At 63.6% G+C, this 12394-nt stretch carries 10 protein-coding genes; all 10 read left to right on the top strand.

Features of this window, described 5'->3' with window-relative positions:
- Positions 1–207 precede the first annotated feature (207 nt).
- The 10 genes from U5782_RS09775 to U5782_RS09730 all read left to right on the top strand — a co-directional run bounded on the left by U5782_RS09775 (position 208) and on the right by U5782_RS09730 (position 12228).
- On the top strand, positions 208–987 hold the full coding sequence (locus tag U5782_RS09775; protein WP_322043621.1) for an ABC transporter ATP-binding protein: 780 nt from the start codon (positions 208–210) through the stop codon (positions 985–987).
- Positions 984–1757, top strand: a complete 774-nt coding sequence (locus U5782_RS09770) for an ABC transporter ATP-binding protein (RefSeq protein WP_322043620.1) — start codon at positions 984–986, stop codon at positions 1755–1757. The genes U5782_RS09775 and U5782_RS09770 overlap by 4 nt, the downstream gene beginning before the upstream one ends.
- A 113-nt stretch (positions 1758–1870) precedes the next feature.
- Positions 1871–3088: an ABC transporter substrate-binding protein gene (locus U5782_RS09765; RefSeq protein WP_322043619.1), complete on the top strand. Its 1218-nt coding sequence runs from the start codon at positions 1871–1873 to the stop codon at positions 3086–3088.
- Between the two features lie 105 nt (positions 3089–3193).
- Positions 3194–4078 carry a branched-chain amino acid ABC transporter permease gene (locus U5782_RS09760; RefSeq protein ID WP_322043618.1) on the top strand — a complete coding sequence of 295 codons (885 nt, stop codon included), beginning with the start codon at positions 3194–3196 and terminating at the stop codon, positions 4076–4078.
- Positions 4078–5049 (top strand): branched-chain amino acid ABC transporter permease, encoded by a 972-nt coding sequence (locus tag U5782_RS09755; RefSeq protein ID WP_322043955.1) that lies wholly within the window; start codon positions 4078–4080, stop codon positions 5047–5049. Before U5782_RS09760 ends, U5782_RS09755 begins: the two co-directional genes overlap by 1 nt.
- Before the next feature lie 771 nt (positions 5050–5820).
- A complete protein-coding gene (locus U5782_RS09750; protein WP_415914303.1) occupies positions 5821–6966 on the top strand; it encodes an ABC transporter substrate-binding protein in 1146 nt (381 codons plus the stop codon).
- 293 nt (positions 6967–7259) lie between these two features.
- Complete coding sequence (locus U5782_RS09745; RefSeq protein WP_415914288.1) at positions 7260–8441, top strand: ABC transporter substrate-binding protein; 1182 nt, start codon at positions 7260–7262, stop codon at positions 8439–8441.
- 193 nt (positions 8442–8634) lie between these two features.
- The gene (locus U5782_RS09740; protein ID WP_322043616.1) at positions 8635–9690 is read left to right on the top strand and encodes a branched-chain amino acid ABC transporter permease; all 1056 of its coding nucleotides are present in this window, start codon (positions 8635–8637) and stop codon (positions 9688–9690) included.
- Positions 9691–9694: 4 nt separating this feature from the next.
- Entirely contained in the window at positions 9695–11482 is a 1788-nt protein-coding gene (locus U5782_RS09735) for a branched-chain amino acid ABC transporter ATP-binding protein/permease (protein WP_322043615.1), read from the top strand.
- Positions 11479–12228 (top strand): ABC transporter ATP-binding protein, encoded by a 750-nt coding sequence (locus tag U5782_RS09730; RefSeq protein ID WP_322043614.1) that lies wholly within the window; start codon positions 11479–11481, stop codon positions 12226–12228. The genes U5782_RS09735 and U5782_RS09730 overlap by 4 nt, the downstream gene beginning before the upstream one ends.
- The last annotated feature ends 166 nt before the right edge of the window (positions 12229–12394 follow it).

Here is a 12394-nt window from a genome sequence, read left to right as displayed (position 1 = left end):
CTGCGTAAATTCCGCGAAACTCACCCTTTACCAGTAAGTGCAAATCCCAATGATTGCGCTGCATCAATGGCGAGACAATGGCGCGGAATGACAAGAGCGGGGAGGCATGCGCCGGAACATCGCGCGTCATGCATCGTCGTGCGCAATCCTGCACGGACCCATTGAAGCCAGTCGAAGCGTAAGCCTTTATTTCGCGTAGAAGGGAACATGATTCTCGGCGACACGATTCTGGAAACGCGCGGCCTCACGAAACAGTTCAAGGGCTTTACGGCCGTGAACGGCGTGAACCTGCGCGTGTGCCGCGGTTCGATACACGCGCTTATTGGACCGAATGGCGCGGGCAAGACCACTTGCTTCAATCTCCTCACTAAATTTCTCGTGCCGAGCGCGGGACGCATCGTCTTTAACGGCATCGACATCACGAACGAGCGGCCCGCGCAGATCGCGCGGCGCGGCATTATCCGCTCGTTCCAGATTTCCGCCGTGTTTCCGCATCTCACGGCCTTGCAGAACGTGCGTATCGGCCTGCAACGGCAACTGGGCACCGAGTATCACTTCTGGAAGAGCGAGCGCACGCTGGCCGAACTCAACGACCGCGCGATGGATCTGCTCACGCAAGTGGGTCTGACCGATTTCGCCGATGTGCCCACCGTCGAACTGGCTTACGGGCGCAAGCGCGCGCTCGAAATCGCCACGACGCTCGCGATGGAACCCGAGCTGATGCTGCTCGACGAACCCACCCAGGGCATGGGTCACGAGGACGTGGACCGCGTGACGGCGCTCATCAAGAAGGTGTCGACCGGGCGCACGATCCTGATGGTCGAGCACAACATGAACGTGATCGCGGGGATCTCCGACACCATCACGGTCCTGCAACGCGGCGAGGTGCTGGCCGAGGGCAGTTACGCCGAGGTCTCGAAGAATCCGCTCGTGGCCGAAGCCTACATGGGCAGTGCCGATGCTGCACTCGCGGGGGCGCACGCATGAGCACGGTGACGGAACAACGCGGCGACCAGACCGCCGCGGCCGGGGAGGGCGAAGGCGCGCTCGAGATCGCGGGCTTGCAGGCGTGGTATGGCGAATCGCACATCCTGCATGGCGTCGATCTCACGGTGAAGCGCGGCGAGGTCGTCACGCTGCTCGGGCGCAACGGCGCGGGCCGCACCACGACGCTGCGCGCCATCATGGGTCTCACTGGGCGGCGCACGGGCTCGATCCGCGTGGGCGGCCGCGAGACCATCCAGATGCCGACCTATCGCATCGCGCATTGCGGTGTTGGCTATTGCCCGGAGGAGCGCGGCATCTTCGCGAGCCTCTCGTGCGAAGAGAACTTGTTGCTGCCTCCGGCGATTGGCGCGAAGGGCGGTGCCAAAGACGCACAGGGCATGTCGCTCGACGAGATTTACACGCTGTTCCCCAACCTTGCGGAGCGGCGTCACAGTCCCGGCACGCGTCTTTCGGGCGGCGAACAGCAGATGCTGGCCGTCGCGCGCATCCTGCGCACGGGCGCCAACCTGCTGCTGCTCGACGAGATCTCCGAAGGGCTTGCGCCTGTCATCGTGCAGACGCTCGCGCGCATGATCGTCGCGCTCAAGGCGCGCGGCTACACGATCGTGATGGTCGAGCAGAACTTCCGTTTCGCGGCGCCGCTCGCGGACCGCTTCTATGTGATGGAGCATGGGCGCATCGTCGAGCGCTTCGGCATCGCCGAACTCGAGAGCAAGATGCCCGTGCTGCACGATCTGCTGGGTGTCTAGCTGGCTTCACCGTTTCGCGCGCGGATGAGTTTGTCGCTCCGCGCGAGTCGTCCTGTTTTGCCTCGCCTGAATAACAACGCTGCATCACAACGTAACCAGAGAAGGAGACAGCAATGAAGAAGACCACGTTCGCGCGGCTCGCGGCCTACTTTGCCGCCACGGCGGCGGCCACGGCGTTGTGTGCGGGGAGCGCGCAGGCTGCGAACGACGCGGTGAAGATCGGCTTCATCACCGACATGTCGGGCCTTTATGCGGACGATGACGGCCAGGGCGGCCTCGCGGCGATCAAGATGGCGATCGCGGACTTCGGCGGCAAGGTGCTCGGCAAGCCGATCGAGATCGTGTACGCCGATCACCAGAACAAGGCCGATATCGCAGCGTCGAAGGCGCGCGAATGGATGGACCGCGACGGCATCGACATGTTGCTCGGCGGCACGAACTCGGCGACGGCGCTCGCGATGAATCAGGTCGCGCAGGAGAAGAAGCGCGTCTACTTCAACACCGGCGCGGGCACCGATGCGCTCACCAACGAGCAGTGCACGCCCTACACGGTGCACTACGGCTACGACACGGTCGCGCTCGCCAAGGGCACCGGCCTCGCCGTGCTCAAGCAGGGCGGCAAGAGCTGGTTCTTCCTGACCGCCGACTACGCGTTCGGCAAGTCGCTCGAAAAGAACACGGCCGATGTCGTGAAGGCGAACGGCGGCCAGGTGCTGGGCGAAGTGCGCCATCCGCTGTCGGCGTCGGACTTCTCGTCGTTCCTGTTGCAGGCGCAAGCATCGAAGGCGCAGGTGCTGGGCCTGGCGAACGCGGGCGGCGACTCGGTCAATGCGATCAAGGCGTCGAAGGAGTTCGGCATCACCAAGTCGATGAAAATCGCCGCGCTGCTGATGTTCCTGCCCGACGTGAAGAGCCTGGGTCTCGACACCACGCAAGGCCTCGTGCTGACGACCGGCTGGTATTGGGATCAGAACGATGGGACGCGCAAGTGGGCGCAACGCTACGAAGCGCAGACGAAGAAGATGCCGTCCGAGCTTCAGGCGGCCGACTATTCGGCGGTGACCAACTACCTGAAGGCGGTGCAGGCGGCCGGCACCACCGATGCCGACAAGGTCATGGCGCAGCTCAAGAAGACCAAGATCGACGACTTCTACACGAAGGGCGGCTATATCCGTCAGGACGGCGTGCTGATCCACGACATGTATCTGGTCGAAGTGAAGAAGCCTTCCGAGGCGAAGGGCCCGTGGGACCTCTACAAGGTCGTGCAGACCATTCCGGGCGAGCAGGCGTACACCGCGAAGGCGGATTCGAAGTGCGCGCTGTGGAAATAAGCGCCTTCTCGTGACCTGGGTGGCATGCGGCGCTGGGCGCAGCGGTACGCGCCCGGCGCCGCATGAGTGCGCAAACCGTTAATCGTGCCTTTAGGGGCGGCTTTCATGATGATCTTTGGCATTCCCCTTCCGGCAATGCTGAGCCAGTTGTTGCTTGGGCTCGTGAACGGCTCGTTCTACGCGATCCTGAGCCTCGGCCTCGCGGTGATCTTCGGCATGCTCAACGTGATCAACTTCGCGCACGGCGCGTTGTTCATGCTGGGCGCGATGCTCACCTGGATGGGCCTCGCGTATTTCAACCTGCCGTACTGGGCGATGATTGTCATCGCGCCGCTGGTGGTGGGGCTGATCGGCGTGCTGATCGAGCGCTCGATGCTGCGCTGGCTGTATCGGCTCGATCATTTATATGGACTCCTGTTGACATTCGGTCTGACGCTCGTGGTGGAAGGGGTCTTCCGCTCGATCTACGGTGCGTCGGGTCAGCCGTACGATGTGCCCGATCTGCTTGCGGGCGCAACCAATCTCGGCTTCATGTATCTGCCTAACTATCGGGCGTGGGTCGTGGTGGCGTCGCTCACCGTGTGCTTCGCCACTTGGTTCGTGATCGAGAAGACGCGTCTGGGCGCCTATCTTCGTGCGGGCACGGAAAATCCCAAGCTCGTGGAGGCGTTCGGCATCAACGTGCCGCTCATGATCACGCTGACCTACGGTTTCGGCGTGGCGCTCGCGGCGTTCGCGGGCGTGCTGGCCGCGCCGGTGATCCAGGTCTCGCCGCTCATGGGCCAGCCGATGATCATCACGGTGTTCGCCGTGGTCGTGATCGGCGGCATGGGCTCGATCATGGGCTCGATCCTCACCGGCCTGCTGCTGGGCGTGATCGAGGGCTTTACGCGCGTGTTCTGGCCGGAGGCTTCCGCGACCGTGGTGTTCGTCATCATGGCGATCGTGCTGCTGATTCGCCCCGCTGGCCTCTTCGGCAAGGAACGATGATGCAAAGAAAACTGCTTTATGCGCTGCTGCTGGTCGGGCTGATCGCGGCACCTTTTGTCGGCGGCTATCCGCTCTTCGTGATGAAGGTGCTGTGCTTCGCGCTCTTTGCCGCCGCGTTCAATCTGTTGATCGGCTATACGGGCTTGCTGTCCTTCGGTCATGCGATGTTCCTCGCGAGTGCGGGCTACACCGCCGGCTACGCGATCCAGTCGCTCGGTCTCACGCCGGAACTGGGTGTGCTGGCCGGCACGGCTGCGGCGACGCTGCTGGGTGTGGTCGTCGGTATCTTCGCGATCCGCCGCCAGGGCATCTACTTCGCGATGGTCACGCTTGCGCTCGCGCAGATGGTCTACTTCGTGTTTCTCCAGGCGCCGTTCACGCATGGCGAGGACGGCATGCAGGGCGTGCCGCGCGGCAAGCTGTTCGGGCTGGTGTCGCTCGATTCCGATCTCTCGCTCTACTACGTCGTGCTCGTGGTGATGGTGCTGGCGTTCCTGCTGATCGTGCGCATCGTGCATTCGCCGTTCGGTCAGGTGCTGGTGGCGATCAAGGAGAACGAGCCGCGCGCGATCTCGCTCGGCTACGACACCGACCGTTTCAAGCTGCTCGCTTTCGTGCTCTCGGCCGGGCTCGCGGGGCTGGCCGGTTCGCTCAAGGTGCTCGTGCTGGGCTTCGAGACGTTGGGTGACGCCTACTGGACCATGTCCGGCCTCGTGATCCTGATGACGCTCGTGGGCGGCATGGGCACGCTGTTCGGGCCGTTGCTCGGCGCGGCGTTGATCGTCGCGCTGGAGGACCGGCTGGGCGATATCGGCGGCGCGTTGGCCTCGGTGACGGGCGTGGAGTGGTTCCGCTCGCTGGGTGAGTCCGCAACCATCGTCACGGGGCTGATTTTCATCGCGTGTGTGCTGGCGTTCCGGCGCGGTATCGTCGGCGAAATCGTGGCGCGGGTGCGGCCGCTGCGGGCCTGACGCAGGTGTGATGCAGGTGTGATGCAGGCGCGATCGAGGCTTGATTCACGGGGCGATTCGCGTGAGAATAAGCGCCTTCGCGCGTGTAGCGCGCGACCCTCGGGCACGGTGGTCCAATGCGACAAAATCGTGTCAGTGCGCCCCAATTCGGTGCCGCACTGCACCACTAGGGTAAATGCTAGTTGCCCGTAAGAGGGGCGAAGTTTAAAGTTTCACCTAGTTCTGATGCACCAAATTTGCAGGTGGAGAACGAGGAGACAACTGAGGCACAAAGTGCCCGGACAAGGAAGCGCTGTTGGATGAGAGTCCAACAGCGCTTTTTATATTGTGCTTTGGTTTTTATCGCTCAGGCGCACCTCGTTTTTCACCCTCCACTTTCCCCCGCTCGTTGTTCTTCTGGCATTCGCCAATAATCTTTTTTTTCGCGCTGGTTTTCACCCATTTCGCGTTTGGCCGATTTACGCGAATTGCGCACACGCACGTGAAACGTCCGCCGGGTGGGGCCTGCGTCGTTACGCATTTCTCCCCGCATTTTTCAGTCGTCGCATCCACGCTGTAAGCTGACGGAAAGCGCTTGCCGCGCAAAACAGCGCTCGTTACACTCGCCATTCGCCGACCATGCGGTCAGCATTATCGACCCGCGCTAATCGCCGGTTATTGCCGCATCGGCGCGCGAACCCTGCCTGATTCGAACCCGGAAATCCTGCTATTTCCGGCGCAATAAAGAAAACGATTATCGAAGGAGTGGAGATGCAGTTGGTTTGGCGTTGGATGAGCGCGGCCTGTGCCGCCACGGGGATGCTCGCTGCGACGGCGGGTGTGGCGCACGCGGACGTGAAGATCGGCGTGACGCTGTCCGCCACCGGGCCCGCCGCTTCGCTGGGTATCCCGGAAAAGAATACCGTCGCGCTATTGCCCAAGGAAGTTGCGGGTCAGAAGATCGACTACGTCGTCCTCGACGATGCCACCGATTCCACCCAGGCCGTGAAGAACGCACGCAAGCTCACCAGCGAAGATCACGTGGACGCACTGCTCGGTTCGACCGTCGTGCCGAACTCGCTCGCGATGATCGACGTGGCTGCCGAAACCTCGACGCCGATGATCTCGATGGCCGCAGCCGCCTCGATCGTCGAGCCGATGGATGCAAAGCGCGCATGGGTCTTCAAGACGCCGCAGAACGACGCGTTGATGGCGGGCGCGATCGCGCAGCACATGGCCGCGCACGGCGTGAAGACGGTCGCCTTCATCGGCTTCGCGGATGCCTACGGGGAGAGCTGGTACAAGGCGTTCAGCGCGGTGGCGGCGAAGCAGGGCATCAAGATCGTCGCGAACGAGCGCTTCGCGCGCAACGACGCCTCGGTGACCGGCCAGGTGCTCAAGATGGTTTCACAGCATCCGGATGCGGTGCTGATCGCCGGTGCGGGCACGCCGGCCGCGCTGCCGCAGAAGACGCTCAAGGAACGCGGTTACGCGGGCAAGTTCTACCAGACGCACGGCGTGGCCAACAACGATTTCCTGCGCGTGTGCGGCAAGGATTGCGAGGGCACGTATTTGCCCGCCGGGCCGCTGCTTGTCGCCGATCAACTGCCCGATTCGAATCCCGTGAAGCAATCGGCGCTCGCCTACAAGGCGGCCTACGAGAAGGCGTACGGCGCGGGCTCCATTTCTACTTTTGGCGGTCACGCATGGGACGCAGGCCTGTTGCTTCAGCACGCGATTCCCGTCGCGCTCAAGGCCGGTCAACCGGGCAGCCAGGCGTTTCGCGAGGCGCTGCGCAAGGCACTCGAAGCGTCGCACGATGTGGCTGGTGCGCACGGCATCTTCAACATGAGCGCGACCGATCATGCGGGCCTCGATCAACGGGCGCGCGTGATGGTGGAGATCGTCGGCGGCAAGTGGAAGTTGGCCGGCGACTGAGTTTCACGAGGACACGCACACGCATCTCACTCGACAGACACTAAAGGCACGCTCCACGGAGGTGCCTTTTTTGTTGCCATCGCAACGAAGCGCAGCGCGATGTAGCAAGCAGGGCAGGGCGGTAAAAACAAAGCGGATTGCGTGGCGGCTTGTGCAGTGCCGCAGGCAGGGAAAACCATGCGTCACACGCGCGATCCCGATTACTACACTCAAAGGCCGGCGCGGCCGCAGGCGATTCTGAAAGGCGCCGGACATACCAATCGACACGCAGTGAAAGCGTTTGGAGACGCGCAATGAAAACGAAGTTGGCGATGAAGCAGTGGTCGGTGAAGGCAATCCATGCCGGACTCGCAGCGGCATTGATGAGCATGGCGGGCGTGGCCGCCGCGCAGGTGAAGATCGGCGTGACGTTGTCGGCCACGGGTCCGGCTGCGTCGCTCGGCATCCCGGAGAAGAACACCATCGCGTTGCTGCCCAAGGAGATCGGCGGCAAGAGCGTGCAGTACATCGTGCTCGACGATGCCTCGGACACGAGCAAGGCGGTGCAGAACACGCACAAGCTGATCGACGAGGATCACGTCGATGCGATCATTGGTTCGTCGGTGACGCCGAACTCGCTGGCGATGCTCGATGTCGTGGCGCAGGGCAAGACGCCGATGATCTCGCTCGCGGCGTCGGCGGCCATCGTGCAGCCGGTGGACGACAAGCGCAAATGGGCCTTCAAGCCGCCGCAGAACGATAGCCTGATGGCCGACGCCATCGCGGGCTATATGGAGAAGCACGGCGTGAAGACGGTGGGCTTCATCGGCTTCACAGATGCCTACGGCGATAGCTGGCTCAGGGAGTTCACCGCCGCCGCCGCGAAACATAACCTCAAGATCGTCGCGAACGAACGCTATAACCGCACCGATTCGTCGGTGACGGGCCAGGCGCTCAAGCTGATGTCGGCGAACCCGGATGCCGTGCTGATCGCCGGTTCAGGCACGCCTGCTGCGCTGCCCGCTACGACGCTCAAGGATCGCGGCTACAAGGGCAAGATCTATCAGACCCACGGCGTCGCCAACAACGACTTCCTGCGCGTGTGCGGCAAGGACTGCGAGGGCGAACTGCTGCCCGCCGGCCCGATTCTCGTCGCTGATCAACTGCCCGATTCGAACCCGGTCAAGAAGTCGGCGCTGGCCTACAAGGCAGCCTACGAGAAGGCCTATGGAGCGGGTACGGTTGCGACCTTTGGCGGTCATGCCTGGGACGCCGGCCAGATGCTCCAGCGCGCGATTCCGGTCGCGCTCAAGACGGCGCAGCCGGGCACCGAGGCGTTCCGCGTGGCGCTGCGCGACGCGCTTGAGAGCATCAAGGATCTGCCCGTCTCGCACGGCATCATGAATACCTCGCCCACCGATCACAACGGCCTCGACGACCGCGCGCGCGTGATCGTGGAAGTGGTCAACGGCAAGTGGAAGTTGCAGGGCGAGTGAGCGGTGCGGTCCCACGTGAAACTCGCGTGAACACCGCACCTCGTATGCCCTCGTAGCCGTCGCACCCACGCGGCGCAGCCCGACCGGCTGCGCCGCGCGCTTTTCCCGCGGTGTCCGCAGTGCTGAATCTTCCCGCATCACATCCAACGTCGCCCTGACGTTGCGGGTTTCACGCGTTCCAGAAAGAGGGGTTATGGATTTATCGATCGCCGCGATCCTCGCGCAGGACGGCATCACCACCGGAGCGATCTACGCGCTGCTCGCGCTCGCTCTGGTGCTGGTGTTCTCCGTCACGCGGGTGATCTTCATTCCGCAGGGCGAATTTGTCTCGTACGGCGCGTTGACGCTCGCCGCGCTGCAATCGCAGAAGTTTCCCGCCACCTGCTGGTTGCTCGTCGCTTTGGGCGCCGCCTGCTTCGTGCTCGAGACCGCGGGGCTCGTGCGTCACGCCGAGCGCCGCCGCCACGCCGCGCGCACGCTGGTGTCGCTCGCGGGCAAGTATCTGCTCTTTCCCATCGCGCTCTACGCGCTCACGCGCGGCGTGGCCGGCCAGCCCTTGCCGATGCTCGCGCAGATCGCGCTCACGCTCGCCATCGTCGTGCCGATGGGGCCGTTCATCTACCGGCTCGCCTACGAGCCGATCGCCGAAGCCACCACGTTGCTGCTGCTGATCGTGGCGGTGGCGGTGCACTTCGCGATGGTGGGGCTCGGGCTCGTGATGTTTGGCGCGGAAGGCTCGCGCACGAGTGCGTTCTCGGATGCGACATTCAACATCGGCGCGCTGTCGATCTCCGGGCAAAGCCTCTGGGTGATCGGCACGGCGGCCGTGCTGATCGTTGCGCTGTACTTCTATTTCGACCGCACGATCTCGGGCAAGGCGCTGCGTGCGACCTCGGTGAACCGGCTGGGTGCGCAGCTTGTCGGCATCGGCACGACGCAGGCCGGACGGCTCGCGTTCACGCTCGCCGCAGGGCTGGGTGCGCTGTGCGGGGTGCTCGTTGCGCCGCTCACTACCATCTACTACGACTCGGGCTTCCTGATCGGGCTGAAGGGCTTCGTCGGGGCCATCATCGGCGGGCTGGTGAGCTATCCGCTGGCCGCTGCGGGTTCGGTGCTCGTCGGCCTGCTGGAGTCGTATTCGTCGTTCTGGGCCAGTTCGTACAAGGAAGTGATCGTGTTCACGCTGATCATCCCGGTGCTGCTGTGGCGCAGTCTGTCCACGCCGCACGCCGAAGAGGAAGAGGAGTGACGCGATGAAAAGAATCGTTCTGCATAACCGCTTCTTCTGGCTGTTCCTCGTGGTGATGTTCGCGCTGCCGGTGTTGCCCGGCGTCGTGCGTGTGCCCGAGTACTGGATCACGCTGCTCAACTACATCGGGCTGTATTCGATCGTGGCCATCGGCCTCGTGCTGCTGACGGGCATCGGCGGGATGACCAGCTTCGGGCAGGCGGCGTTCGTCGGCCTTGGCGCCTATGCGACGGCCTATCTGACCACGCAATACGGCGTCTCGCCGTGGCTTGCGTTGATCGTCGGCGTTGTCATCACGGCGCTCGTCGCGCTCGTGCTGGGTCTCGTGACGATGCGGCTCTCTGGCCACTTCCTGCCGCTCGGCACGATCGCCTGGGGACTCGCGCTGTTCTTCCTGTTCGGCAATCTGGACATGCTCGGCAAGTACGACGGCATCAACGGCATTCCCGTGCTCAACGTGTTCGGCATCGAGCTGGAGTCCGGACGGCACATCTATTACCTGATCTGGGTGGTGGTGCTGGCGTCGGTGATCTCGGTCCAGAACCTGCTCAACAGCCGCACGGGCCGCGCCATCCGCGCGCTGCGCGGCGGCGGCCTGATGGCCGAGGCGATGGGCGTCAACACGGCCTGGATGCGCGTGGTGATCTTTGTCTATGCGGCCGTCCTGGCGGCGGTCTCGGGCTTCCTGTATGCGCATCTCCAGCGGGCGGTGAACCCCACGCCGTTCGGCCTGAATCACGGCATCGAGTATCTGTTCATGGCGGTGGTGGGCGGGGTCGCGCACGTCTGGGGCGCGGTGCTGGGCGCGGCCATCCTCACGGTGTTGCAGGACTGGTTGCAGACCTTGCTGCCCAAGCTGCTTGGCGAGAACGGCAACTTCGAGATTATCGTCTTCGGCATTCTGATGGTGCTGTTGCTCCAGTACGCACGGCGCGGCGTCTGGCCGTTCGTGGCGCGCTTCTTCCCGAGCGGGCCGCGCGCGCATGTGCCCGAGCATGCCGAGCCTTTGCCGCAGCGCAGCAAGCCAGCGACGGGCGAGATGCTGTTGACCGTCGATAAGGCGCGCAAGCAGTTCGGTGGCCTGGTCGCCGTGAACGATGTGAGCTTCGAGGTGAAGGCGGGGCAGATTATCGGACTGATCGGCCCGAACGGCGCGGGCAAATCCACCACCTTCAATCTGGTGACGGGCGTGCTCCAGCCGACGAGCGGCGCAATCACGTTCCGAGGCGAGCGTATCGACAAGCTGACTTCACGTGAAATCGTCGCCCGCGGCATCGGCCGAACCTTCCAGCACGTCAAGCTGCTGCCGACGATGACGGTCCTGGAGAACGTCGCGATTGGCGCGCATCTGCGTGGCCACTCGGGCGTGCTGCGCAGCGTCGTCAAGCTGAACGCGGCAGAGGAGGGGAGGCTGATGAGCGAGGCGGCGAGGCAATTGCGGCGCGTCGGGCTCGAGCAGCATATGTACGACGAGGCGGGCAGCCTGGCGCTCGGGCAGCAGCGGATTCTGGAAATCGCGCGTGCGCTTTGCTGCGACCCGACCCTGTTGCTGCTGGACGAACCGGCTGCCGGGCTTCGCTATAAGGAAAAGCAGGAGCTGGCCGCTTTGCTGCGCAAGCTGAGAGAAGAGGGGATGAGCGTGCTGCTGGTCGAACACGACATGGATTTCGTGATGAATCTGACCGACCGCCTGGTTGTGATGGAGTTTGGTACGCGGATCGCCGAAGGTTTGCCGGAGGACGTGCAGAAAGATCCGGCGGTGCTGGAAGCCTATCTGGGCGGGGTGGAATGATGACGCAACCCATACTCGAGGTTTCCGGGCTCGCCGTGCGCTACGGCAAGATCGAGGCGCTGCACAAGGCGTCGATCAAGGTTGGCGCAGGGCAGATCGTCTCCGTGATCGGGCCGAACGGCGCGGGCAAGTCCACGCTGCTCAACGCCATCATGGGCGCGCTGCCCGTGACCGGACATGCAAGCGGGCGGATCGCCTATCTGGGTGACGAAGTCGGCGCGTTGCCGATCGAGCGGCGCGTGGCGCGCGGCATGTGCCTCGTGCCGGAGAAGCGCGAGCTGTTTGCGTCCATGACGGTGGAGGACAACCTGGTGCTCGGCGCGTATCGGCGCAAGCGGGCAGGGGAGCGCAACTTCCTCGATCAACTCGATCACGTGTTCGCGCTCTTCCCGCGCCTGAAGGAGCGGCGTGCGCAGGCGGCGGGGACGCTGTCGGGCGGCGAGCGCCAGATGCTTGCGGTCGGGCGCGCGTTGATGGGCAAGCCCGACTTGCTGATGCTCGACGAGCCCAGCCTTGGCCTCGCGCCGTTGATCGTCAAGGAGATCTTCCACATCATCAGCGCGCTGCGGCAGACGGGTGTGGCGACTTTGCTGATCGAGCAGAACGCACGCGCAGCGCTACAGATTTCCGATTACGGCTATGTGCTTGAGACGGGCGATCTGGCGCTGGAAGGTCCGGCTGGAGAGTTGGCGCAGAACCCGCGTGTGATCGAAACGTACCTCGGCTTGGCCAGGAAACCCGTGTAGTTCTCGTCAGGCTCTGTAGAAATCAGCGGCGTGTTTCACGTGAAACACGCCGCTTTTGTTTTGGAGGGTGTGAACGGCTTAAAACGCGAAACCGTTATAATTCGCGCATACCACTTTTTCTGAGAAGGCTCACGCGGTCCATTCGTCCGTGCGTGAGCGCACCGCC

It is taken from the genome of Paraburkholderia sp. J67, assembly GCF_905220265.1.
GTDB lineage: Bacteria > Pseudomonadota > Gammaproteobacteria > Burkholderiales > Burkholderiaceae > Paraburkholderia.
Note: the sequence above shows the minus strand (reverse complement) of the source record. Positions and strands in the feature narration are given on the sequence as shown.